The 26,294-nt window shown below is 28.2% G+C and carries 25 protein-coding genes; 17 read left to right on the forward strand and 8 right to left on the reverse strand.

The genetic code is table 11. From position 1 onward, the window contains the following. Positions 1–5 precede the first annotated feature (5 nt). Genes mobF through GCL60_RS10220 form a run of 3 tightly spaced genes read right to left on the reverse strand, consistent with a single transcriptional unit; the run spans position 6 to position 10,133 of the window. Positions 6–7,454, reverse strand: a complete 7,449-nt coding sequence (gene mobF / locus GCL60_RS10210; protein ID WP_153420557.1) for a MobF family relaxase — start codon at positions 7,452–7,454, stop codon at positions 6–8. A gap of 25 nt (positions 7,455–7,479) precedes the next feature. Continuing rightward, positions 7,480–9,765, reverse strand: coding sequence for a type IV secretory system conjugative DNA transfer family protein (locus tag GCL60_RS10215; RefSeq protein WP_153420558.1), 2,286 nt, complete (start codon positions 9,763–9,765; stop codon positions 7,480–7,482). Next, entirely contained in the window at positions 9,762–10,133 is a 372-nt protein-coding gene (locus GCL60_RS10220) for a hypothetical protein (protein WP_153420559.1), read from the reverse strand. The genes GCL60_RS10215 and GCL60_RS10220 overlap by 4 nt, the downstream gene beginning before the upstream one ends. A 448-nt stretch (positions 10,134–10,581) precedes the next feature. On the opposite strand from GCL60_RS10220, the gene GCL60_RS10225 reads away from it, so the two are divergent. The 10 genes from GCL60_RS10225 to GCL60_RS10270 all read left to right on the forward strand — a co-directional run bounded on the left by GCL60_RS10225 (position 10,582) and on the right by GCL60_RS10270 (position 15,143). Then, entirely contained in the window at positions 10,582–10,920 is a 339-nt protein-coding gene (locus tag GCL60_RS10225; RefSeq protein WP_153420560.1) for a hypothetical protein, read from the forward strand. 60 nt (positions 10,921–10,980) lie between these two features. Next, complete coding sequence (locus GCL60_RS10230; RefSeq protein WP_153420561.1) at positions 10,981–11,451, forward strand: hypothetical protein; 471 nt, start codon at positions 10,981–10,983, stop codon at positions 11,449–11,451. 22 nt (positions 11,452–11,473) lie between these two features. After that, positions 11,474–11,866: a hypothetical protein gene (locus GCL60_RS10235; RefSeq protein ID WP_153420562.1), complete on the forward strand. Its 393-nt coding sequence runs from the start codon at positions 11,474–11,476 to the stop codon at positions 11,864–11,866. Positions 11,867–11,929: 63 nt separating this feature from the next. Then, positions 11,930–12,244 carry a hypothetical protein gene (locus tag GCL60_RS10240; protein WP_153420563.1) on the forward strand — a complete coding sequence of 105 codons (315 nt, stop codon included), beginning with the start codon at positions 11,930–11,932 and terminating at the stop codon, positions 12,242–12,244. Between the two features lie 47 nt (positions 12,245–12,291). Next, entirely contained in the window at positions 12,292–12,699 is a 408-nt protein-coding gene (locus GCL60_RS10245; protein ID WP_153420564.1) for a hypothetical protein, read from the forward strand. 86 nt (positions 12,700–12,785) lie between these two features. Then, positions 12,786–13,613 (forward strand): DUF932 domain-containing protein, encoded by an 828-nt coding sequence (locus tag GCL60_RS10250; protein ID WP_153420565.1) that lies wholly within the window; start codon positions 12,786–12,788, stop codon positions 13,611–13,613. Positions 13,614–13,669: 56 nt separating this feature from the next. Continuing rightward, positions 13,670–13,876, forward strand: a complete 207-nt coding sequence (locus tag GCL60_RS10255) for a hypothetical protein (protein WP_153420566.1) — start codon at positions 13,670–13,672, stop codon at positions 13,874–13,876. 120 nt (positions 13,877–13,996) lie between these two features. Then, entirely contained in the window at positions 13,997–14,296 is a 300-nt protein-coding gene (locus GCL60_RS10260; protein ID WP_153420567.1) for a hypothetical protein, read from the forward strand. 14 nt (positions 14,297–14,310) lie between these two features. Further along, positions 14,311–14,838, forward strand: a complete 528-nt coding sequence (locus GCL60_RS10265; RefSeq protein ID WP_153420568.1) for an HNH endonuclease — start codon at positions 14,311–14,313, stop codon at positions 14,836–14,838. Next, positions 14,838–15,143, forward strand: coding sequence for a hypothetical protein (locus tag GCL60_RS10270; RefSeq protein ID WP_153420569.1), 306 nt, complete (start codon positions 14,838–14,840; stop codon positions 15,141–15,143). Before GCL60_RS10265 ends, GCL60_RS10270 begins: the two co-directional genes overlap by 1 nt. Positions 15,144–15,153: 10 nt before the next feature. Here the strand turns inward: GCL60_RS10270 and GCL60_RS10275 are convergent, their stop codons facing one another. Next, entirely contained in the window at positions 15,154–15,600 is a 447-nt protein-coding gene (locus GCL60_RS10275) for a hypothetical protein (protein ID WP_153420570.1), read from the reverse strand. A gap of 350 nt (positions 15,601–15,950) precedes the next feature. Here GCL60_RS10275 and GCL60_RS10280 point away from each other — a divergent pair, with 350 nt between their 5' ends. Next, positions 15,951–16,913, forward strand: coding sequence for a ParM/StbA family protein (locus GCL60_RS10280; protein WP_153420571.1), 963 nt, complete (start codon positions 15,951–15,953; stop codon positions 16,911–16,913). Beyond that, the gene (locus GCL60_RS10285) at positions 16,913–17,266 is read left to right on the forward strand and encodes a hypothetical protein (RefSeq protein ID WP_153420572.1); all 354 of its coding nucleotides are present in this window, start codon (positions 16,913–16,915) and stop codon (positions 17,264–17,266) included. The genes GCL60_RS10280 and GCL60_RS10285 overlap by 1 nt, the downstream gene beginning before the upstream one ends. Position 17,267: 1 nt before the next feature. Here the strand turns inward: GCL60_RS10285 and GCL60_RS10290 are convergent, their stop codons facing one another. Both GCL60_RS10290 and GCL60_RS10295 read right to left on the reverse strand, forming a co-directional pair. Continuing rightward, positions 17,268–18,110 (reverse strand): nucleotidyl transferase AbiEii/AbiGii toxin family protein, encoded by an 843-nt coding sequence (locus GCL60_RS10290; RefSeq protein WP_153420573.1) that lies wholly within the window; start codon positions 18,108–18,110, stop codon positions 17,268–17,270. Continuing rightward, positions 18,094–18,960 (reverse strand): type IV toxin-antitoxin system AbiEi family antitoxin domain-containing protein, encoded by an 867-nt coding sequence (locus GCL60_RS10295; protein WP_153420574.1) that lies wholly within the window; start codon positions 18,958–18,960, stop codon positions 18,094–18,096. Before GCL60_RS10295 ends, GCL60_RS10290 begins: the two co-directional genes overlap by 17 nt. Positions 18,961–19,319: 359 nt before the next feature. Here GCL60_RS10295 and GCL60_RS10300 point away from each other — a divergent pair, with 359 nt between their 5' ends. The 3 genes from GCL60_RS10300 (at position 19,320) to GCL60_RS10310 (ending at position 23,515) form a co-directional block, all read left to right on the forward strand. Next, positions 19,320–20,297, forward strand: coding sequence for a tyrosine-type recombinase/integrase (locus GCL60_RS10300; protein ID WP_153420575.1), 978 nt, complete (start codon positions 19,320–19,322; stop codon positions 20,295–20,297). Between the two features lie 27 nt (positions 20,298–20,324). Beyond that, positions 20,325–22,157: a P-loop NTPase fold protein gene (locus GCL60_RS10305; protein WP_153420576.1), complete on the forward strand. Its 1,833-nt coding sequence runs from the start codon at positions 20,325–20,327 to the stop codon at positions 22,155–22,157. Between the two features lie 725 nt (positions 22,158–22,882). Beyond that, complete coding sequence (locus tag GCL60_RS10310; RefSeq protein WP_153420577.1) at positions 22,883–23,515, forward strand: hypothetical protein; 633 nt, start codon at positions 22,883–22,885, stop codon at positions 23,513–23,515. On the opposite strand, the gene GCL60_RS10315 is transcribed toward GCL60_RS10310, so the two are convergent. Next, positions 23,510–24,994: a hypothetical protein gene (locus tag GCL60_RS10315; protein ID WP_153420578.1), complete on the reverse strand. Its 1,485-nt coding sequence runs from the start codon at positions 24,992–24,994 to the stop codon at positions 23,510–23,512. The two genes, GCL60_RS10310 and GCL60_RS10315, sit on opposite strands and share 6 nt — an antisense overlap. A gap of 339 nt (positions 24,995–25,333) precedes the next feature. Here GCL60_RS10315 and GCL60_RS10320 point away from each other — a divergent pair, with 339 nt between their 5' ends. Both GCL60_RS10320 and GCL60_RS10325 read left to right on the forward strand, forming a co-directional pair. After that, entirely contained in the window at positions 25,334–25,696 is a 363-nt protein-coding gene (locus tag GCL60_RS10320) for a hypothetical protein (RefSeq protein ID WP_153420579.1), read from the forward strand. A 164-nt stretch (positions 25,697–25,860) separates the two neighbouring features. Further along, a complete protein-coding gene (locus GCL60_RS10325) occupies positions 25,861–26,142 on the forward strand; it encodes a hypothetical protein (protein ID WP_153420580.1) in 282 nt (93 codons plus the stop codon). On the opposite strand, the gene GCL60_RS10330 is transcribed toward GCL60_RS10325, so the two are convergent. Continuing rightward, a partial coding sequence (locus GCL60_RS10330) for an integrase core domain-containing protein (protein WP_153420637.1) occupies positions 26,139–26,294 on the reverse strand: 156 nt, incomplete at its 5' end. The two genes, GCL60_RS10325 and GCL60_RS10330, sit on opposite strands and share 4 nt — an antisense overlap.

The raw sequence follows: 26,294 nt of genomic DNA on the forward strand, positions 1-26,294 counted from the left end.
TTAAATTATTTAGAAATCTCTTGCCCTTTTGTTTTTTCTTGTGTTTTTAATATCACTTTTCCTTTAGATTTTTGTTCATCATTTCTAATGGCCATCGTGTTGTTACTAAAATGGTTATTAAATTCATTATTCATTTTAACATTTGAGAATGTTGTATCTCTTTGAATGCTATTTTTAGTATGTTCATTTGATGGATATTGAAACTTTATTCCTGCTTTTTGGGCTAAAGAATTCAGAAAAGAATCTCTTTCTTTTTCATTTTTGATTTGAAGAGAATCATCATTTTGAATTTTATTTAAAAATTCGCTTTTTAATTTAGACGGTTCTTGTTTATATTCTAATGGTTTCGTATTTTTCAATTTGTTTTCTTGCTCAATTCTAGATTCAATCTTTGAAATATTTATATCTTCAATAATATCTTTATATTTCGGAATATTTTCTTTTTTAGCCATTTGTAAATATGCTTTTTCTGGATTTATTTCTTCTGTATTCATAAATTTTGATTCTTTAATCATAGTTTTTCTGACTTCTAAAAAAACATTATTGCTAAGTTCTTTATTATTTACTTTAGAATGAATGTCTTGATGAATTGATTCTTCAAAACTCTTTAAATTTTGTTTTAAATGATATTGCTCCATTGATTTTTCTAAAGAAAATTTACTAATCTCAATTGTTTTATTTCTTATTAACTCTTGTTTGTTTTTATCTAACTCATTTAAATTTTTATTAAATGACTCAAAAGTATTTTCTTTATTGTTCATAATTTCATTGAACTTTTTATCAACTGTTTCAACATTCTCTTTTAAACTCACGTTCCTGTTAATTTGATCTGGAAATACTTTATTGATTAAGAACTCTCTTTCATTCATATTTAGTTTATTTAATTTATAGGACTTGTCAGAATCTTTTTCTAGATCGTTTTGAATCGTTTTCCTGACATGATTTTTTAACTCTTCTTGATATAAAACAGCTTTTTGAAGTCTATAAGACTGTAAATAGTCTTTAAAATTATCTATATTAATGTCATTTGTAGATACTTTATTATCATAATTATTGAGAGTATTTAGTTCAGTAACATTATTTATTTTCTCGGATGCGTACTTAAAAGCAAGAAAATTTAAAATATTTTGATTATTAAATTGCTTATGAATCAGTTCAACTTCTTCTTTTATAGCTCCTGCTTTAATTTCATTTAAAAGTTTTTCAGAATGAAAATAAGGATTTATGAATTCATTTGCATGTTTTTGTTCTTTTTGTTTCTCTAGTTGCTCATTCATTAATTTCTCTGAGATTTCTTGAGGGGAAGCATTTTTGTATTCTTTTTCTATAAATTTGTATATTTTTATGTTGTTTTCTTTGATGATATTTGTATTTGAAATTTTTTCATGAATCATCATTTCGTTTAATTCAATTATTTCTTTGATATTATTTATAAGGCTTTTGTTTTCATTTATAAAATCTAATTTTAAGCTTTTATTATTAAAATCTAAACCTTTATTTTTCATTTCAAAATGAATGCCTTTATTTAACTCATTATCATGAAATATTTTTTTTGTTTGAAGTTTAGATTTTAGGGTATTATCAAAAGGTTTAAATTCAATTTTTTGTGTTTTATTTTTATTTACTTGATTAAAATATTCCCTTCTTTTTTCAATCTCTTCAGGGTTTAAAAATGCCTCTGGAATATATTTGTAATGTTTTTCTTCAAGCATAAGTGTTATAGGTTGATTTAATGAAATAGATGCGCTTTTTAATTCCAAGTTCCTTTTAATAGGGTCAGCAATATTTAAAATAGAAGGTAATACTTCTCTTCTCCATTGTAGGATTTGCCCATAATCTGCTTTTATATTTTCATTTTTATATAGAGTATTGACAAAATATTCTAAGGGAATTTTATTTGATTCTATTTCTTTTTTAAACGCTTCGTTGCCATATTTACGAATAAATTCGTCAGGGTCTTTTTCTGTTGAGAGTTTTGTATAAGATAATAAAAGATTTGATTGAACGGCTTGTAGATAACTTAATTTAGCCGCATTATATCCAGCTTTATCATTATCAAATAATAAGATAACTTCTTTAGAAGATTTAGAAAGTAGGTCAATATTTTCTTTTGTAAGAGCTGTTCCCATTACAGCAACTACATTTTTTATGCCTGCTTTTTGCATAGCAATAGCATCCATATAACCTTCTACCACGTATACTTTACCCGAACTTTGAATATGTTCTTTTGCGGAATCAAGACCAAATAAGGTAGATTTTTTATCAAATAATAAATTATTTTTAGGGTTGATATATTTACTGACTTGTTTGTCAATTTCGTATTTGCGATAGATACGTCCACCAAAACCAAGGCATTGTCCATTTTCATCATGGATTGGAATCATGATTCTATTTCTGTAAAAATCATAACTTGTACCATCTGTTTTTTCACTAATAAGAGATAAGGATATTAAATCTTTTTTTGAATAACCTTTTGAATTTGCATAGTCTTCGATTCCTTTTGTAAAGGATAATCCAAAGCCAAATTCTTTAATTTGTTCGTGAGTAAATCCTCTCTTTGTGAGATATTCAAGGGCTTCTTTTCCTTGCTCTAAAAACAAATTATTAGAGTAATAAGATTTTATATCATTCATTATATTATGATTCTTTGTGATTTCTTCTTTAGAAACCTCTTTTTTATTTGTTGAAAATTTTTCTGAAGACAAGCTATTTGTAAATGATTGTTTTTTATTTTGTTCTTGCTTTAAATAAAATTCTTTTTGCTTTTGTATACCTGTGTATCTCTGTTTTAAGTTAATACCTGCTAAACTTTTTAGATTTTTTAAATAAACCTTGTTTTCTCCACTTTTAAAATCAACTTCATTTGCATGGAAAATGACCTTTGAACCATTCTCTTTAGCAAGATCAAACAAAATAGAAGCATTTTGAGTAATGTTATTTCCAATATCTTTTAAAATTATTACCGTTTTATTATCTAGTGAAATCTTTTTATCTGCTATTTTATTTAATAAAAATCCAAGGTGAAGATCTCTATTGCCATCTAAAATTGTTTCGGTGTGAGCTTGATTTCCTGCATATACATTAAGAACCTTATATCCATTATTTTTATAAAGATTTGTTGTTTCTATAAAAACATTTTTTGCCTCTTTATCATTTAATCCTGATAAAAATTTAACATTTCCTTGATCTATTGTGCAATGTGCAAGCGCTGCTATTTGTTCTTGTGAAAACTTCTTATTTTCAGCTCTTCTCATTACTCTTTCAAAGCTTAAAGAATAGTTTTTATCTTCATTTCTTGTAGCTGAGTGCATTAAAATTTTTGCTTCATCATGTTTTAAATCATTGTGAGCAAAAACCATTTTTCCAAATTTATCATAGTCAACCATTCTTAAATTAGGATTTGTTAATATTTGAGCATGTATAACATTAATTTCTTCAGTAGAAATATGTCCTTTTGATTCGTTTAGCAATGTTTCAAATAATTTAACTTCATTAAATACTTGTAAATCTTTAGATAAAGAATGAATTGTATTCTTTATAATTTCATCATGCTCTAATTTTTGATATTGCTTTTCATAACTATTTATATTCTCTTTTGATATTTTATCTAGATTTAATTTTCTAATATTATTATCTATATATTGCTTTGAAGTCTTTTCAATTTCATAGGCTGATGAAAACTTATCAAATCCCTTAGCCTTAAATTTTTCTTCTAGTGCCTTTATATTTTTTTCAAAATCTTCTGAGAATAGAGAATGAATATGATCGTTTCTGTCTTGGGCACGGAGAATCCCATTCTCATTAAAGCATGAGATTCCTATATTATTTAGATTTTCAGCAAGATGACTTTGGTAAATATTTTTCAATATTCCTTGGTTTTCCATGAAAGCATAATGATTAATACTTTTATCCATTTGGTTTTTTAATCTAGTAACTTCAATATTTGTATGCAAATATGGGATATTTGAAAAATTATTTTGATCAAATAAAATTTCATTTGTCTTTGAATTGTATAAATATTCATTTCCAATCAATTGATTAAATTTATTTAAAGTTTGATCTATTGCTTTATTATGTGCTGATAAAATGTTTTCTTTTAAATGTTCATGAGAAAAAAGCAGAGATGAAATGTCACTAGGGGCAGCAAATGAAAGAAAAAGTTTATCTTTATCTACGGAAACGACTCTTTGATATTTATCATAAAAATCCATTTTATTGCTTTTTGTAATTAAATATTCTTCTTTTTGGCTGTTAACTAATTCCATTGCTGTTTTTTTGGAACGACTTACTTCCATCGCAGCTTTTAATTTTTCTTCTGATTCGACAAAAACTTTTAAATTATGAGTAGGTCTTGTAAATACAGTATAAATGTCTTCAATTGAACTGATACCATCTATAATTCCTAATACATTTTTCTTTGTGTCTCCTTGGGCTGCATTGTAAGTTACTGCCCAATTGTGTTGGAGAAAATTCATTGATTTTAGATCAATGTTTTCTGTTTTTCCATTTTGATAAATAATTTCCATTTTGTGATTTGTCTGATCAATGCTTAAAACTTTAAACTCTTTCTTGTTAATTCTGCTCGTTTTCCAATCGTTTTTACTCCATGCGAGTTTATCATTTTCACAAATTTTAATTTCTGATTTTTTATAAACAGGAATAATACTAAATTCTTTTGATTTTGGTGGTTTATCGTATTTAAACTTGGCTGGATTCAAACTAAAAAGAGTCCCATTTTTGTCTTGAATCGTAACAATATTATTCATAAAGTCTGTTTGAATAATTTTGTACTCTTCATTTTTAATGACATTTAATGTTTTATTCTCAAAATATATTTTGTTATCTGCATCAAATATCATAATATTTCCAACTTCGTAGTTAGAAGCATATTTGCCTTTGCTGCCACTTAAGTCTACTGCTGTAAAGGTTTGTGTGTTGATTTCATTTTTGAGAAATCCTTCGTGTTTCAAGTTTTCTCTAATTTGATTTGTAATTTCACCAATTGATCTGTGAGTTCTTGCTACAATTAAAGTTTTTTCTCGTTCAGATGGGCTCATAGACAAATATTCTTTTACGAGATTTATAACCCTCGCTTCTTCCGTTTTAAATTCTTTAATTGAGTTTTTAAAATATCCCATTGCTTCATTGATAAGAGTTTTACCAGTAGATTTATAATTTTGTTTTGATAGCTTATCAAAGAGCATGCTATTTAATATCTCAACACCTTTTGCAAGATTTTCATCTTTTTGTCGCATTGATTTGTTTAATTCAACACGTTTTAAATTGGTATGATTTGTTGTAAGCTTTAAAAAATGCCCTGCTGTTGGGGAAGATAATTGACGGTTATCTCCTACTATAATTAATCTTGCATTTTCACTTTTAGCACGTTCCACAAAATCATGACCTAGCTTTGTGCCAACCATTCCTGCTTCATCAATAATCCATATTTTTTCATTTTTACTTTGGGATACTTCACTTTCTTTTAAAAGAAGACTTGCTATTGTATTCACTTCCATATTTGTTTCGTTAGCTAAAATATCAGCGGCTTTTTTATTTTGGGCAAATCCTTCTACTTGATAGCCTGCAAGTTTTGCTTGTTCTACCACTGTAGAAAGCGAAAAAGTTTTTCCTGCCCCTGCTGCTCCGAGCCAAATGATGTGCTTATCAGTTGTAGAAAGTGTTTGTTTAATTGCTTCTTTTTGGCCTTCTGTGAGTTCTGTAGCTTTATCAATTAATAAATTTAAATTGGCTTTTAATTCTTTCTTTTCAGATTTTGAGATTTTTAATTCTTTTAATGCCTCTGAAAGATATGACTTTATATTTTCATTTTCTTGAAAACTAAGCCTTTTATCATCATGAATAAAATGTTTCATAATTTCAGAAATATGTAGGCTTGCTTCTGGTGATAAATGTTTCGTTTTTGCAAATACTTCATTAATGATTTCATTTTTCTTTTCGCTAGAAAATGCAGCTTTTTCTTTAATGAGATTATCAAGTATTCCAGATTCAAGATTTAAAATGCTTTTAACGGATTGTTGATTTTCTAAGTTTAGTATTGTTTTTTGCTCTAATTCTAAAGCTTCTTTAGTAATATACATTCCGTTTTGAAGCTTAATTAGTTTTTGGCTAACTTGTTCTTCGAAAGTTTCGGTTGCTTTCATTAAATCAATTTTACCTTGGCTATATTTTGCAAAAATTTGAAAAGCTTCTTCATATTTAAAAGCCATTTTCATTTTTGAAGCTTCTGAAAAAGCGTCTTGAATCATTTCATTGATTTTTATGACTCCAATTTCTTGGGTTTTCCTTATCTCTCCTTTAATTTTTGATAAATCCGTACCAATTTCTTTTGTTTCTTTAATCCACTTTTTTAGTTGTTCTTCTGCGCTAATATTTTCTGATTTTTTAGCTCTGTCTTGATAAACAAGATCTCTAGCGGATTTTTGATCTTTAACCCCAAGGTCAATGAGTTGTTTTCTTCTTTTTGAAAACTTTTCACACAATTCATTAGGGACATTGCTTATTTTAAAGGTGCTGTCTTTATCAGGAGCAATATCGTACCCAAGTTCATAGACTCGTTTTGCAAGCTGGTTCTGGTAGATGGTCCCAAATAGTTTCGAATGATTCCTAAAATCATCCGCATGCAATGATCTCCATTCTCCATCCATGCGTTGAATTAAATTTAATACAACACAATGTGTGTGTAATTGAGGATCATTTTCACGAGACGTATTGTGTTCGAATTGTGCAATGAGAAGCTTTTTCGTGTTTTCAATTTCACGTTTTAAATTATCTCCTGTTCTTGTGTTTGCGTATTTCGCTTCTATATAGTTCAGGACATCAAATACAGCCTCTCTATGAGCTTTAATAAGGTCATTATCCTTGCCTACAAGACCCATTACCGAAACAGATTTAGGAGCACTAAAAGTCAGATCGTAGCCTGCTCTGCGTTCTTTTGGTCGAGTTACTGAAGAAAGTATAGTTTTAAAAGCTTCTTTGGCTTCTTCTTTTTGTAATGGGCTTAGTTTAGTTTTTTTTATTACATTATTTATTTGGGATAGACAGGTTTTTTTGTTACCTGCGGTTATTTTTTTGTTGTGTCTAGTATGAAATTTAATTATCTCATTAATTTTTTTATATTCAGACTCTTTGAATGGATGCTTTTCACATATTTTAGAAATTGAAAATTCGAGATTTCCACGTTCTTTTTTTGTAATTTCAGCTTCTCTGTAAAGCTTGGAATCAACTGAATTTGTAGATATTGACTTACCATTTTTATCAAGACCAAAAAGTAAATTATCAAATGTTTTAAAATCAACTTGTCCTGTTAACCCAAGTTCTGAAGCAAGCTTGCCATGCCATTGTGAGTGTTCTTTAGCGGATTCTTTCGAATAATAATTTTCTTTTTCGTAGTATGAGCGGCCCTTACTTAATGAAACATTACTCACAGATAACATAGCAAATCCTCCTTAATTTAATAATTTAAAGACCCATTTCGTTCTTTGGTGCTGTTTCTTTTTCAATTAATGATTTTTTTAAATTGATTGGGATGGACTTAAACTGTCCTTTTGATTTATCAGTTTCTTTTGCATCATCACTTTCAAAGTTTCCTCTGTGATCTTGAGTTTCAGAAGAGTTTTGACTTTTTGGTGCGTTTGTATTTTCTTCATCTACTGTTTCTACTGCACTAATTTTTACTTTTGGAAAGGGAATAGAAAATTCAATTTCATTTGTACTAATATAAATCGTTTTCGATTGCTTATGAATTGTAATTGAATAGATGTGTGGACCAAATTTAGCTTTTATTCCTTGTGAAGCACCAAATTTATCCATAATTTTCTTTCCGAGTTCTTCAATTTTATTTGAATCAGATCTTTCAGACATTAGTGTAATTACTTCTTCAACAATTGATTTTACTAGTTCATTTGTTGCAGAAGCTTTGCTATTTGATTTTTCAGCTTGAGCTGCTTGTTCTCGTTCTCTTATCAATTCTTCTGATTCGTATTGTTTTGTTTTTACTCCATCAAAACGTGTTACTGTAGGTACAATTGATTTTGAACCTTCATTAATTCTTTCCATTTTATGAAATTCAAATTCAATTTTAGTTGGATTTACTCTAGCAATTTTAGCAAAACAAAAGTTGTCTTTTAAGGCTTGTATCTGTGAAGCTGTAACATTATCTATTTGTCTCGTTCGATAACTGATGCTAGCATTTCCATTTTTATCTCCTAGTCCTAGACTTTGATCTGCTTCAACAATGATTGACTTTCCCATTCTTGCGGCAAATAAACTCGCCTCTGTTTCATTATTTGAAGCAAAACAAAATACAGTTTGTAGGCCCTGAAAGATATTTACTGCGGAATCTTTACCGTATATTAATTCAAGTTGAGCGTATGATTGAAAACCAATGATAAGTCTTAATTTATAATTTCTGCCTTTGTCCAAAACACTTGGAAGTGTCGGTAAATTTCCTACAGTTGTGATTTCATCACAGTATAAATTTATTTGTCTGAGATTAGGATTTTTTTTATCTCGATCATATGCGGAGCTTGTAACAATATCGAACCATAAGCGATGTAAAGGTTGTGCTTCTGGTAAATTACGTATGTCATCAATGATAAATACCCAAGAATCATCCTCATCATTATTTACCCATTCTGTAAGTGAAAAGCATTTTTCTTCAATACAATTAGTTTTTTCTCTTTCATATACATGGTGATTCATAGATTTTATAAAACTCATATTTAGGATAGAGGTAGCAATAATACCTGCGCTTTGTGGACCAGCACCTTCACCCAAAAGTTGTTTAGAAAGCTCATTTTTATCCACAAGAAAGTCGTGTAAACTTTTCATCGTATAATTTACAACTTCCCAAAGTTCTTCTAAACTTCTTGTATGTTTTAGTGCCGCAGTGAGAACTTCTCGACCAGACTTATCAAAAAAATTTTTATTATTACTAGATTCTTTAAGTTCGACTAAAGCATCTGCAAGAAATTTAAATGCGATATTTTCACACCAAAAATTCCATTTTTCCTGTCTAATATCGAATAGAGATAAAATTTTATCTCCCTTTCTGCCGTGCCTTTCAAAAAATTCTCCTCTTGGATCTACGATAAGGCATTTACTTTTTAACTGTCTATCTTGAATTAATAATTCGTTCATTCCATTTGTTTTACCTGTCCTGCTTGCTCCCCCAAAACCGATATGAGTTTCTAATAAACCAAGCGGAATTCTGATTTTAGTTTTCCCAATGTACAAATCATAGGGTGTAAATATGATGTCATTGTTTTTTCTTTTTACTTCTAATTTAATTTCTCTTATTAATTCTGTATTGCTAACTAATCGTAACTCATCTTCTCTTTCATATTTTACTTCTTGTTCTTTTTCTCCATAAGTCTTGAAAAATTTGTAACAAATAAACATGCACACTAAAAAAGAAACTACAAAAATAGCCTGATACATTTTTGTAGTTTCTTGTAAAATTTCCCAGTATTGGTTTATTTTATCATAAAAAATGATGTCTTCATTAGTAGGTTTCATTTTAGAATGGTGAATTGCATTTGGTAAATATTCAACTCTAAAATATAGATATAACTTCTGTCGAATTAATTCTAGATATGTAATTAGACCATATTTAAAATGTAATTGAATAAAAATACAGGTAAGAGGAATTGCACCTATAAACGAAAATAAACAGTAATATATTAAACTTTGTAACCAGTTGTTAGCTTTTATTCCGAAAATTTTACGTCCATAGTTTTCTTTCATTGTAGTTCAGCTCCCTTTAAAATTTTAATTGCAGCCTTGTCTTTTTCAGAAACATATCCATTCATTTGATTTATCAAATCCTGATCTTCTCCAATATTTGCCTTGGTAAGAAACCCACATTTTGCAGATTCTTTAAAAATTTCTCGATTGATAAGGAGACCTGTAACTACGTTTTTGTTTGTTTCATGTATCATTTTTTTTAGTTCAGAAAGTTCAAATTCTATTTTTTTTTGTGCTGCTTCATACTTATTTTTATCATCTTCAATTAAACTTTCAACTACTGCATTCACACTTTTTTGTGATGAGTCTGCAAGAAATTTTAAATGCTGATAGTGCTTTTCATCCAGTCGTATTGTTATTCTCTTCACTAATATCCTCCCTAATAATTTATTAACATGACGTCATAAAAATAATATTTAAATATATAGAATACTAATTAAAAAATTACAAAAATGACGTCACAATTTTATAAAAAATGCATGTGACGTCATGAGTGATGTCATCGTGACGTCAAAATAAATATAATTAAAATAATGGGTTAAATCAAATTTTGACGTCACATTTTTAAAGCTGACGTCACTCATGACGTCAAAATTTCAAACATAAGATATCTATATTTATCAACAATAAGTTAATTACAAACGTCTGCCACGAAGTGGCGTAGTGTGTGGATAGCGAGACGCCCCAAGGCGGCGAAGCTCTCCTCTTCCGGTTCTCTTAGTTTTTTGTTCCGGCGTGAGATGCTTTTTGAAGTCACCCGTTACGCCTGCGCCGTTAACATTCATTAACTTTTATTTGATGCTAGGAACTCATTTTATGCGTTACTCATTTCTCTTCACTCTTTTGATTGACAACATACCCGAAGATCAATTTGTTGATCTATCAGCTTCACTAATTAAATTTTTGATTGAATTAGAAATTAATCTTAAAAAAGTTATTATGAATAGGAACTGTGGAATTTTTGAAGTTCACGATTGCGATGTTTTATATTTCGGTGACTTTATAAATTTTGCAGAAAATAATTTTAAAAAAATAATTTGGGAAAAAAACTTTCTACCTTTTGAGTTTGGGGCTGTTATCACTGAAGGAATAAATGCTCAAAGTTTTGACCTAGATGATTTTAATAATTTTAAAAAAATTGAAGTTGCCTCTTGATTTTATACTCATATAAGTTTATATTATATATAGAAAATAATTTCTTTTTGGAGGTGTTTTATGTATGAGCTTTCGTTGTTTAACAGGGTTTTAGAATATTATCAATTCAACCATGATTCAGAATACAGAAAAATCAAATATCATTACGGAACAATGAAGTATGAGCAAGTAAAAAAATTATTGAGTGATAGTGAAATTAAAAGTATTAATAATCTAAGTGAAAGAATTTTTAAAATTACTTATAACTTTTTTTGTCAAAATAAAACTTCAGTATTTATATTTGCATATAACACGGCAAAAGATTATTTGGATTTGATCCCACGGCATGAAGATATTTTACTTTCATACTATAGAAATTATAAGAGCATAGATCATGAGTATGCTTATAATTCTATAGAATTAAATTCTGAACATGATAATCTCGAAAAAGTTAAAGATGCAATAATTGAAATCTTGCTCGACTATGAATTAAAAATAAATTTTGATCACTTGATTATATGCTTAAATGAGTATAAAATAATTATAGGTTGAGATTAATACTTAGGAGGCAAAAATGAATAATCGCAAGTGTTTAATAGATACGATTTTTTATACATCATTAATTGCTTTATTTTTTATAAGTCTTTTTGTTTTTGCGGCATGGCAAAATAAAAAAAATTATCATGTTGAACATAAATTTTTACATTGCTTAAGAGGTGAATATTCTTCATCTGAAAATTCGGATATTGATTTTGTCTGTAAAAAATTTGAGCTTGTACATTATAAATTTGTTCGTGTGCATGAAAGCGAAAAAAAATTGATTTCTGATATAAATGAGCATTGTATAAAATTTGAAGATAATGGACGTTGTAGAGTTGCTCTTATTGATACAACTGCAAAACAATATACAGCTATGATTGAAGGTAAGACTTTGGTTAAAACTGATGTTCTTGGTAATTTAAGATAATGTCCTTAATATATACTCAAATAAGTATATATTAACTTAGTTTAAAATTTTTAGGAGCTATCAATGAGCGATATCATGTACGAGAATGAATTAAAAACATATGAGCACTTAAATAAAGAGGCGCAAATTTTAATTACAAAGATGTCTTATGATGAAAAAAAAGAAACTTTTGATCGTCTGGATTTTGAAAATTGGTTTGGAAATCCGTTTGATGAAGATATCGAGAAGTGCGCTTTATATAATTCGTTAAAAGATTTTTTTGGAGGCTCGCCAATTTGTAATCGCATGGATAGCGAAGTTTTAATAAGAAAATTGTCGTATAGCGAGGGACAAACAGAAACCGAAAAAAGATGTAATTACGAATGCATTTACAATTAAACCTGAATCTTGATAATTTAAAAGAATCTGAAAAAAAGGAAGTTTATATGAAACCATTTTTTAATAAAATTAATTTTAGATCAAAATTTGAATTCACTAAATCATGGCCTGCAGGCACTATAGCTAAAGGATTGTACAATGATTTTTCTGAGCATCTGCATTTTCAAATTTTTATACCTGATCTTTGTACTGTTATTTTGTGTGAATTAAAAACACTAGAGCATTTTGAGGGTTGGATATGGAAACGATACAATGAGATGAATAAATGTCAACATTCATTTAAAAAAATCAATTTAGGTTTTACAAATGAAATGTGTGAAAAATGTGATTATTTCCAATTAAAAAATGAATACATAGAAAAAATTAAATTAGATATTCAATGTGATAGTTATGGTCTTGTTCCTGAGATCTTAGAAATTGGGAAATATTGTTCAAAATATAATGAGTGTTATTGATTTTATTTTTCATAATTAATTATTATATACTTATTAGAGTATAAAATATTGTAAACAATTTCTTATTTATAAAAAAAGGATCCATTATGAATTATTCTTATGATTATAGAAATTCTGATCACAGTCCACTTTTACAAAGTCAGCTAGTAGAAATTTGTCCGGCGGCATTTGCTCAAACTCCTAGCTGCGTTGTTTCTAATAAATACAATTTTATTTCAACGAAAAATATTATGGATATTTTAGAAAAAAATAAATTTTTACCTTATTCAGCAATGCAGTCTCGAGCTAGAACTATAGAGAAAAAAGAAACTACTAAACACATGATCAGGTTTCGTCATTCAGAATCTAAACGTCAATTAGAAAATGCAGGCGGTCTAATTCCTGAAATCGTTTTGATGACATCTCACGATGGGCTCTCTTCATTTCGATTTATGAGCGGCATTTTCCGATTTGTATGTACGAATGGCTTAATAAAAGGCGATATTAATTCATCAATAAATATCAGGCATGTTGGATCCAATGAAAGCGATATCATTGATGCTGTTTTTGAAGTTTTGGACACATCAAATTCGGGGCTTTTATTATCATCTGAAATGCAAAAAATTGATCTATCTGAATCCCAAAAAATTAAATTTGCAAGCGAGGCATACGATTTAAGGTTTGATGATCATGAATTTGAAGACTTTTCACCATTGCAGTTATTAACGCCTAGACGCTATGCTGATAAATCAGAAAATTTATTTAATATATTTAACGCAACACAGGAAAATTTAATAAGAGGTGGCATAAGAGTTTTTAAAAGAGATGAAAAAGGATATTTGAAACGTTCGAGAACCAGAGCGGTAGGATCAATTGAAGCAAATTTGAAAATTAATAAAGGGCTATGGAATTTGGCAGAAAAGTATTTGAGATAGCAAAATATTTTATAAGTTTAAAAATAATTTCTTAATTTATCGAGGTAGGTTTTTTTATGACTAATGTAATTAATCTTAAAGAATTCAAAAAAAGAAGTAAAACTCTTTGGCTTAAAAGAGATAAGCAAAGAAAGCTTGAAGGTCGGGCTTATAATTATATTGATGCTAATAATTTAATTTTAGATGTTGATCCTGATATCATCAAAAGAATGAAAAAAATTTTAAAAGAAAATCTTGAAAAAGAAAAATTTGAGACCTCTTGATTTTATAATTTTTATTAATATATACTCATTTGAGTTTATATTAATAATTTTTGATGCTATGCTTAAAATGAAATTAAAAAACACACGTCAAGCGTAGTGTGTATACTAGAGGAGATAGTGATGGTAAAAAGATCTGGTGCAGAGTCAAAAAAAACAAAACCTTTTTTGGATATAAAAATTTATGAACCCGTTCATAAAAAATTTACAATTATGAGAGAATCAGAATCGCTTTTAAAAATGTATACGCAATTTAAAAATGATCAAAGCGAATTAAAAAACTTATCTGAAGATTCGATTATTGATGCTCTTATTGCCACTCTTAACAATGATGCTGATTTTGTTTCATGGAGAAAATTTAATTTATCTATTGAACAAAAGAAACAACAAACAGAGTCAATAGAAACAGAAAATTCAATTTAACTTATTGGTTTAATATGGATGCTGGCCGCAAAATAAACAAAAAACTTCGTGAGCCTTTACGCGGAAGAATTGAAAAAGGCAGTGAAAATTTTTTATGTCGATGGTGTGGCAAAGAGGTCCCTAAAAAAAGGCGTACATTTTGCTCAAATGATTGCGTACATGAACATCGCCTACGTTCCAATATTGACTACATGCGAGAGCATGTTTTTAAACGAGATTTAGGAATTTGCGCTAAATGCGGTTTGGACTGCGAATTATTAAAATATGAGGCTCGGTTACTTTTTAATGTTACTGATGAGTACAGGGTTTCTGAATTTTTAAGCTCATTCTCTATACCTATTGGTAGAATAAAAGGTTTTATAAGTAGAAATTTAGCCTTATGGGATGCCGATCATGTTGTCCCAGTTCGCCATGGAGGGGGAGGTTGTGGGCTTGAAGGCATGCAAACTCTCTGTTCGGGTTGTCATTTTAAGTTAACAAAAGAGCAACAGAGAAATGAATTTATCGGATATGTTGGCAATACTTTATGGGATGATGTGTAATGACTTCAAAAATTTTAATATCTAAAAAAAATAGAGGTAAGGGGCGTCCACCTCCAGATTGGCTTCTTGATCTTCATATTAATCAGTTTTTTAGAGATGATAAATTATATTCTACAAATGAATTATGTGAAATTCTTGGCAAGCAAAGAGACACTATAAGAAGAGTGTTGGATTTAGCATATAATAAACTATATAATTCTGAATTTCCAACTGAACAACATATTGTAAATAATCTTAATACAACATTTTATTCTGGAAAAATTCTACGGAAACTATCAAAAGATTATTCTGATAGTTATATTTGAAAATATTTAGTTAAAAGATTTTAGATTTATGCTTTATTGGAATATTTCGTTTTATGTTAAAGTAAAGTATCTTGGAAATTTTTTTTTGCTTCACTTCTTTCTTATAAAATCTTAGAAATTTTCCTCTAGTTCTTGTTTTTAGTCTATGCCCAAAATATTTGAGTTTCCTAAGCTCATCTTTTTCTATTTCTTCTTGAGATACAATAGAACCAACATTATGTTTTCTAAATTCTCTTAATGATTCTAAATAAATTTCTTCTATTTTTTGACGATATGAATCTCTTTTTTCCTTGCTCAAAGCTGGATCATTCAATAGTCGTTCGAGTTTTTTGCTTTTAATTGAGATCTGAATTTGCTTTATAATTTTATTATTTAACTCTAAATTATAGGATAATTTTGAAATACGTTCCGTAAAATTATTTAAAGCCTGTTCAATTTTCATGAAATAAAGAAACATTTCTAAAACTCTCGATCAAAGAATGAATTAGAAATTTAAACTATGACAATTCATAAAAAAAAGAAAGAGTTAAACCTTCCAATACAATTAAAAGATAAAGATTAGTTATATAAATGTACAAATATAATGAGAAAGATTTAAAAATTAATCTAAACATACCAAATGTGTCAAAATTTCATTACATAGAGACCATTTTATTAGAACATAAAGCCTTTTAAAAACTATTTTAAGGACAGTATAGACATTTTAAAAGTAACAACATACAATATAAAAGTACATAAAGTCTTTAAAATTAAATTATGTAGACTAAATGTACTTTATTAACAGTTCATCGCAAAAGGAGATGCGGTATGATCATTTCAATAGATAGTGGCAGCTCGAATTTAAAAATTGCGCTTTCGGACAAGGTTTTTTGTGAACCCTCATTAGTAGAGGAAGTTTCAGAAAAGAGTTCAATTCAAGAGAAAATTTTTTATTCTGGTAAATGGTATGTTGCAGGCAAAAGAGCTGAACAACAAAAAAGTTCATATGAGGTGGAGCCTGAAATTAGCGGAAATTTCCATGGTTCAGAGAAACAAGTCATTCAATGGGTGTATGCTTTTGAAAAAGAAAATTTAGAAGGGAATCATGAGGTGCTCATTGTTTCTCTTCCTTATGAAACATTTTCAAATGATAAAGTTGTTAATTTAATAAATAATAGAAAAACTTTTAAATGGAAAAATTCTAATGGCATTGAAAAAGAAATTATTTTTAAGAAAGTTATTGTGGTCCCACAGGGAGTAGGCGCTTTGGCGTTGTATCAAAATGAATTTCAAGGCTCAAAAATGCCACGTTTACTTACTCTTATTGATATTGGCTCATGTACAACAGATATTGTAAGCGTTGTGTGGGACGACGATGATCAAACTTATATTTATAAAGAAAAGGATTGTACTTCTATTCTTGAAATTTCAACTTCTGTTTTTATTAGAAGAATTCGTGATAAGATAAATGAAAAGAGAACTATTCCAGTTGATTTTGGATATCATGAGATAACTAGAGCAATTCAAAAAGGTGAATTTGTTTTGCAAATAGGAAGTAATGAAATTGATTTTAAAGATATATATCATAATCAAACGAAACTTCTTACAAGTGAATTAAGTAACAAGTTAAGTGAACTTTTAGCGGATACATGGAGAGCTTCAAATGAAGTTGTTCTCACTGGTGGTGGTGCTTCATTTATACTTCCATGGGAATGTGAAAAAAGGACTAAAAGAATGGATCTCTTTTCAAATGTCAAAGGGCAACTCATTATTGGAAAAGGCATGATTTAATGAATAAAGAAAAAGTCGTTAAATTTTCTCTAGATCCTTTAAACCAAGAGCATCAAAAAGTGATCGACTTTTTAGATACTCTTGGGAGAGGAATGCGTGTAAAATGGCTTCTAGCTTGCGCCAGAAATTTTGAAGGAATGCACCCTCTTGAAGTGCGTAAAATGATTGAAGCCACTGAAGAAGTAAAAATTATTCATAAACCAATTGAGCTAAGAAATTTCGAACAAACAAATTTAAAGAATGCTTCTAAAGAGAATAGATATTCTCAGGAAAATTACGATAAAAATGAAGAAATAGCTGAACAAAAAACTTCTCAGAAAAAATCTTCTTATAGTGGACTTGTTAAGCAATAAATTATAATACTTTAACTAAATCTTGAATAGATGACCACGTTTTTTCTAAATTAAAATCTTCATTTAATTTTAAGACTGGTCTTAGATCTGTTATAATCTGAGATTCAAGAGTTTTTCTTTTTTCAAGAGTTAAATTAATATTTGCTTGAGTATCAAAAGATATTTTATTTTTTACAAGCTCAATAAAAGACTCTTCAAATATATTAAAACCTGAGTCAAGAATTTTTTCGATATCAAAAAAATCTCTTATTGCTGAAGGTTCTCTAGTTAAAGCAGCTCTAAATTTTTCAGCATAAACTTCTTCTTTGGTAAGCGCTAATGCAAATATATTTGGGAAAATAGCAGTATTTGAGATTGGATTCATCAATAGGGTTTTAAGATTTGTTCCAATTGGTTCATGAACAAGATCTCCTTTTAAGGCAACATCAAATTTAATAGTATCAGGTAAGCCATTAACAGAATCGTATCCAAATATTCCATTATAATGACTGGATTCATTGTATCCTCTAAATGGTGAAACTACTTTGAAGTTAAGCTCTTTAAGAACAAGAGGTATCATTGTTTTAAAAATATCCGCTATTTTTTTTCTTTCATTGCGATTGGTACAGAAATTGTTACTTATAGAAAAATCGAGATCTTCACTCAATCTAAAGAAATTAAAAAACCCTTTTGATAGAAGAGTTCCCCCTTTAAAAATTAATAAATTTTTTAATTGGTCATGTTCATAAAGAATTTTTAAAACTAATGAACAATAATAATCCTTTTCTATAAGAGAAGAAGAAAAGCCAGTTCGTTGTGCTGTATAACTAATGGCATCTCTTAGATCATCAGATGTCATCTTCATCAGGGTTCTCCATTACAGATAGAATTTTAGTTGTCGATTCATTTTCAATAATACCCCAATGACGATTAATAGGACCTCTGCGAGTACCAGGGATTAGAGGAAAAAGTGTTTCTGTTATTTTTTCTTTTTCAATTTTAATTAGAGAAGTATCTATGTTCATTTTTTCCAGGAAAAATCCTATTCTGGCAATAGTCTGCTTATTCCCATATAAATTACAGCATTCAATTAGTTCTTTAATATCATCTTTATTTTTAGCAATTAATGCTATCCAAGTATAAGCAGCCGGGAGTGTTCCAAATATATTAGAAAAATAAACAGCATCAAAAATAGTTCTTGCCTTAGATGAAAATGGAATTTGAAGGGCTCCTATTATTGGAAAAGCATTATTATTTCCAATCTTTTTTTTTGGTATCTTTATAAAAACAAATGAATTCCCACCGATTTCCATTTTTCCAGATAATTTATCATTACAGACAGTGATAACTTGTGGAACTTGGGTTGAAAATGAGTAGCGCGTAAATGCAGCTAGACCTGTAATTTGCCATGAAGCTCCAAGCCAGTTCATATAAGACCAAAGCACTTCATAGGGGGATGGTTTCCAGATTTTTCCAAGAGGAGGAAAACGGCCTGGTACAATATATAAACCTTTTTTAATTTTCTGGATTCTATTTTGTGAATGAAGTCTTGTGAAAAGCTTCGTTGTCTGTGCCAAAGAAAGACCCAAGGTTTGCATTACCTCTTCAGTAGAAAGGATAGCCCATGGTTTTCCCTGGGATTTTTTAATTCCATAGGCAATCAATTGATAGTCTTGAACATTTCGATTTTTTTTTGGGACCTCTTGATATTTCATTTTGGCTAAACCCCTATAAAGGTTTTATCTCAAACAAAATATCAATACAAGGATAAGTTTGAATCAATTGATATTTTATTTTAGTTAAACCCCTATAAAGGTTTTATCTCAAATAAAACATCAATAACAATATCATGTATTTATATAATATAATGAAATTGTTGATATATTTATAAGACATCTAATCTTAAGTTTCTATATTCATCCGCTAAGTTCCATTAGCAGACAAGTTTCTCGTTTTGAAGATTTGCCTTACTTTTTCGAATGCCCACTTTGCCTTGTCATTTCATGCAGACTAGACTTGAAGTGGATTTGCAGATCCAAGCAAAATCTCGTCTGCTAATCGGAAAGGGCTTGTTATGGAAAAAATTTGGGACGATTTTAATCACTGGGTTCAATTTCTCGAAACAAAGGATCTGAGTCCAGCAAGTCTTCGTGAATACAAACGCGATGTGAGACAATTTTTGGAGTGGCTTAAAGAAAGTGGTGGCGGTTACTCGTCTGCCAAAAACATCGGCATGAGCACAGCAAGAAACTACCGTGAGAATTTGATTGCAAAAAGTCATAAGGCATCCACCATCAACCGCAGAATCCAAAGCATTGCAGCTTTTTTATCTTACCTTGATGTTGCTGATAAGCAAAATCCCTTTCGCAATTTAAAACAAATTCAAATTGTCCGCACCTCCCCTAAATCCATTGATCGCAATGAGTCCAATAAAGTATTCCGTTTTGCCGATAATTTAGAAGAAAAGGATCATGGTCTTTCTTTAGCGATTGTTACTTTATTACGACATGCAGGGCTTCGGGCAAGTGAACTTGTTGCTATTCGTATTTCTGATCTTGAAATCAGAGAAAAAACAGGAAAAGTTCTTGTTAGAAAAGGAAAAGGATTAAAGGAACGTCTTGTTCCTTTAAATTTAGATGCAAGGGAAGGATTAAAACCTTGGCTTTATGCAAGAAATGATATTTTAAAAAAAATAGAAGAGCGTTTTTTAAAAAAAGGAAAAGAGGTTCCCAAGTGGGTTTATTCTGATTATTTATTCATAGGACAAAGAGGCGTTTTAACCACTCGTGGGGTTCATTATATCACCCAAAAAATTGGGCAGCTTGCAAATTTAGATGTTTGCCTTGGGCCCCATAGATTAAGACATACGTTTGCTCGTGCTGCACTTGATCCAAAGGGTTACGCTTTAAATCGTGAGCCTGTTCCCTTACCTGCTCTTAAAAAAATGTTAGGACATTCTAGAATTGAAACCACTTCAATTTACTCTGAATTCACTCATGAGGACCATGCGAGGTTTCTTGAAGAAAAGGGAGAAGTGATAATTAATTCATAAAATAAATAAAAAAGGATTTTTAATTTTATGGCAAATATTGATTATTCAGTAAATAATGAGCATATTGAAAATTATCTAAATGAGTATATAAAAATGGTTCATCCATCTTTTGCAGTTCTTGTTGATGGAGAATGGGGCAGTGGAAAAACTTGGTTTATTAATAATTTTACTAACAAAAATATAGGGAGTAATTTTTTAAGAATTTCTCTTTTTGGAGTTAGATCTATATCTGAAATTGATGATCAAATATTTAGGCAATTATATCCAGTATTAAAATCAAAACCATTTGAAATTACATCGAGAATAATTTCATCTCTAGTAAAAAATACGATTAAAATTGATCTTCAAAAAGAAATTGATAAAATTCCTGATTATTTAACTAATACAGATAAACATATTTTTATTATTGATGACTTTGAACGGTGCCAATTGCCTACAACAGAATTATTAGGATATCTTAACAATTTTATAGAAAATAATAATCAAAAAATCATTATTATAGCAAATGAAAAAGAAATTGAAAAAACAAAAGATATTTGCACTGAAAAATATGATAAAATCATAGAAAAAATAGTTGGTCGTAAATTTAAAATTAAAACGGATTTAAATAAAGCATTTTTAGAATTCTTAAAAGATATAAAAAATAAAAATATATTTGAAAAAAACAAAGATAATATTTTAGATATTTATAAAAATTTTGATTATATAAACTTAAGAACATTAAAAAAATCTATTATTGAATGTGATCGTTTTATCAAAAATTTACCAGAAAATGCTAGATTAAATGATGAGTTTATAAAATCATGTATTTATTCCTTATTTATAATAGATATTCATTTAAAAAATGGTAAGTTAAAAAACTCTGATATTAATTTAGTTGAAAAACTAAGAGTTTCTATTTATCAAAAAAATAAAGAGAAAAAGGAACTGGATGAAAAAGAAAAAAGTATTGAAGGAATTTTAAATTATTTAGAAAAATTTGGCTATATTGGATTATATCCAGATTTGAATTCAATTTATCAGTTCTTTGAGTTTGGTTTTGTTTCTTCTGATGATATAAATAATAGTAAATATTTTTATAATGATTCCATGCCGAATTGGAAAAAACTTATTAATTATGACAAATTAACCGATATTGAATTTGAAGAATTATTTAAGCTTGTCTATGAAGAGTTTAAAAGCTATAAGTATAAAAAACAAGGTATTTTAAAACATACTTTTGGAATGTTTCTATACTTTTCAAAAATGAAAATTATAGAAAAAAATGAGAATGAAATATTTCAAAAATCTAAATATATAATTCAACATATGATTCATAATAATCTAGTTGAATTAGAGAGTTTTGAGTTAGAAAACAGATTTTATAAAGAATGGCGAGATTATTCTTTTGAAGGATATATTTTTTGGGAAAGGGAATCACATGAATTTAAAGAAATTTCCAAGTTACTAAATGATTATCAAGAATTTAAAGAAAATGAGGAACTAGAAAAGCAAGCTAAAGAACTACTTATTACTATGGAAAAAAATCCAATTGATTTTATGAAAGAATTAATAATTAATGGTAAATTCAGCAATATTTCAATTTTAAAATTTTTAAGTCAAACTGATTTTATAAAAAAATGGATTGAAATTAAACCAGAAAATAGAGGATTTATAAAACATGTATTTGAGGAACGTTATAATTATTTAGTAAATAATGATGCGCTTTTAGATGAATTAGATTGGCTAAAAGATTTAGAAATTAGAGTAGAATCAGAAACTAATAAATTAAATTTGCTATCTAAATATTTTATGGAAAAGCTTAAATTAGAAATAAAAAATGCTATTGAAAAAATTGAAAATTATAAGAAAAAAATATAAATTATTAGACTAAAATATGCATGTCATTTCCCTCAGCCAATTGGACTATTCCTGGTGTGCTTAAGACTTGAATTGATATTACAGAAGATTTTAATTTTACTCGTTATACAGTCGCAAGATCTTCTGGGATATTGATGCTCAGTCAACAAAACTATGGGTCAAATTCAGTCCAATCGTTTTTGGGCAAGATATTAATATTATTAAGGTGTCAGTCAGAATGTCTAAAGGAAATGACAACCTTGCTAGGTTTCTTGAAGAAAAAGAAAACTAAAATCATCTCAGAACTATGAAATATAATAGATAACAAATAAAGATTAGGGATTTTATATGGATTTAATAAATGATAAAGTAATTAAAAAATTTTCTAAACATTTTTTTGATAAATATCCAATATGGCACTCTAAGCCGATGGCTGTGGCCAGACGCCATTTGACCCCGTTTTTTTAATAGTTATCCATATTTTATATAGTATTAAATTTTAAAAAAATTGGTTATGAGAAAAACACTAAAAAAGTTCGCACAACGGGCAGAGTACGAACTTTTAACTTGATTTTGAGATAAAATTGCACACTTTGAATACAATTATTTTTAAAAATACCTTTAAATTCTCACTCTGTTAAAAAAATGCGAACATTTTTTTCTTAAAAGTTAAAACAAGTGTAACCAAATTTTTTGCAAGTTAAATTCCCTTTTTTAAAGGGAAAAAAGTTATTTTCTGGCTTCAAATGGCGTCAAAACGAAGCTATCGGCTTAGAGGGCCAATATCAGTTAAGGTAAATCCTTCAAGAAAATCAACTTTAAATGAATGTTTTTTTAATGTCGAAGATCATGTTAAAAGAAACGGTGGAAGTCAAATTTACGGATGGCGTATTAGAAAATGTAAATTAATGAATTTTGTAGAAGCTGAATTTCATTCAGTTTGGTGCAACCATAATAATAAATTAATTGATATAACACATAATATAGATGAATCTAGTTCCATTATTTTTGTTAGTGATTCTGAATTAATTTATGATGGAACTGTAAAGCGCAATATAAGAAGAGCGCTAGAAAAAAATCTAGCTTTAGCTGATTATATATTATTTTCTGAACTTGAGGATAAGATATCTATAAAGCAGTTGGGAAATGTTACCAGATCATCTAAAAGAGCAGTCTTTTTTTCTCAAGAATTTTTAAAATATAAAGGCTTACTTACAAATGCTTTAATTAATTTTAAATTAAACGATTATGGAGAATGCTGTCCAGGGAATATTTATAAAAATTGTCATCATTTTATCAACAAAAAAATTATAAAAGAATTTTCTGATTTAGAGGGAATTACTCTTGAAAGTTATGAAGAAATATTTAGTGTTTTATAAATTAGTACGAACTTTTTTGTATTTTGCAAAAATTCCAATTAAGGATTTATTTAATTTTTGCTTTTCTTTCATCTCTTTATTTAAATTATTAACTTTGGATAGAGCATATCCTGCCCCCAAACTTCCTATAAGAGAAGGTACTACTGTACTTAAATTCATGTTTCCAAAGCATGATAATATTGCTGTAGGAAATGCAAGCAATCCTGATCCTAAACCTAATATATTTAATGGGTTGGTATTTTTGTAATGAATGCTTAATTCACTTATCTTTTTATTATGATCATCAATTAATGTATTAAAACAATAATTAATTTCTTTTACAATATTATTTATATTTTTTTTATCTGCTGTGGAGATAAATGAAATACATTCATTTAGTTTATTGCGAAAGTCTAGATGTTCTCGATTTTTAATAATTAATGCTAATTCATTAATATTAATAGATGACATCCATGAGAATTTTTTATTTTGAAACGCTTTAATTAGATTAAATGTTTCTTCATTAATAAGCTCACTTTTTAGAAGACCTCTTGAGTTTGCTTCTGAACATTTTGTGTAATAGTGCCAATGTACTTCTTGGCTTAAAAGAGGTTGTGCAGACAACTCTTCACAATTCTCAAGCAAATGATATTGAGGTAAAATACGTTCGGTTATTCCATGCATGAGCATTCTAGATCTAGGAAGTTTTTTTATATCAAGAACATATTTTTCACTTTTTGTTTCTTCTAATGATTTAAGATATTTTTCAAAAAGTTCATTTTCTGAAAAATGTTCATCTGGTGACTCTCCTTGAGGAATAAATAGTTTATTTTCTAACACTAATTTGATAAATTTATCAGGAAATTTATTTTCAAAATCTAGTAATTCTTCAATTGAATTTATGTTTTCTGAAGAAAAGTGTTTTATTAAATTCACTAAGATAACAAGTATTCCATCAAAAGTTTTTTTGTCATGACTTTCTAATGTTTTTTCAAAACTTGGAAAAATAAAAATTGGAGGGCAATTCATTTTTAATTCAACAAATGGTTTAAATTGTAAAATATAAAGAAGATTAAGCAGAAAATTTGCATATTTAAATTTTAAATCTAAATCACCTTCAAAGAAAGGGTATATAGGGTCGGGGATTAATTGAGTGTCAACATAAGTGGACATTTGTTTTACAGCATGAGACGCTGATTCCCAAAAAGTTTTTTGTCCTCCTAAGACAATTTTTAAGCCACCAAGTTCTTTTGCTTGATTGAATAGAATTACTGAATAATTATGATAAAACTGTTTTAAATCATTTATGGAATTTTCATATAATTTATGGATTAATTCAGGACCTTTTTCAGAATTATAAGATAGAATATGTTTTCCAATATCTTCTTCATTATGTATATCTTGATAAGAAGAGCCAGTGATCGATTTAAAAACATTTTCAAAATGATTAAAAAGCTCTAATTGAAGTGTAGCAACATCTTTTGTTTCATTTATGTTCAACTATAATTCCTTCATTATTAAGATTTGAGTTATTTTATGAACAATCAGAATAAGTTTATACTTCATTGCGTCTTTGTCAAATATAACCTAAAAGTAGTATTTGAGTATTGATAAAAGCATTAATTTTTTAAGGTTAAATTTAATGAAGATGTTTTTCTCTCGAAGCAGGTTGGTAACCCTAATTTAAGATTCAGTCTTAGCAAAAAAATATACGGATAATTGGTTTAATAGACAGTGAGTTTCTACTAAAGTAGTGGATATTTGAGATAACCTATTACTGATTTAAAAATGTTTATTTTAAATTAGAATATTAATTATGTTTATGAGATATAATTCTTTATGAAATTAAGTAAAAATGAAAAATTAATGTTAAAAAAATATTTAAATTCTATTATCGTTTGTATTTGTAGCTTTCTTCCTGAAGAAAAAGTGAATGAATATATCAAAGAATCAAAGACATTTTCTGAATTACTTTATTATATTTCTAATGGTCTTAAAGATAAAGAAGTTGGAGGTTGGCTTGGGGAAGACCTAAAAGAGGATCAGCTTAATGTGCTCACAATAATTTCTGAATTTTATTTAAAGCAAAATAAAAGCAAATATAAAAAAATCGAAAAACCAAGTGAGATTATCATCTGGTTTATAAATTTAATTGAATCTTCCCTTACAAAAAATGAATTAAAGTTAAATCAAAAAAATTAAGATTTTAATTATTTTTGGATAATTCAGTTATAATTTTAAATATTAATATAGTATTTATTCGTGTAAAAATATTACAAAACTTGTCTACAAATAGATTGAAATCCTTATTTAATAGTGTTAGTTGTGTTTTTGATAGTATTTATAACGTTTATTAGAGATTTGATATGCGAGATATTGAAGATTTTAACAAATATGACCTTTCAGATGTAATAAGATACATGAAAAAATACGTTGATATTACAATAGATGACGCTATGGAAGGTCATATTAATGAAGCTTTTGAAACTATTTATGTCGAAGAAATTATACTTTTTATGAAAAACTACAATAGAGATGACTTAAAATATCGAGATCCTAAATTTATTGACATTTTAAGTATGTATCTGAATGAAGAAATTAAATACTATATTATGCTTTGGACCCCATTTAAGTTGACACATGATTAATGTGAATTTTGATACTGTATTGGGCTCATCATTGCAAGTCCGGAATGTGGTGCGTGATGATTATAATCATAAAACCATTCCTCTAAATGCTCTAAAACCCAATCAGCAGAATAACAATCATTGACATAAACATAATCTCTTTTAAACGTACC

Source organism: Silvanigrella paludirubra (genome assembly GCF_009208775.1).
Taxonomy (GTDB): domain Bacteria; phylum Bdellovibrionota_B; class Oligoflexia; order Silvanigrellales; family Silvanigrellaceae; genus Silvanigrella; species Silvanigrella paludirubra.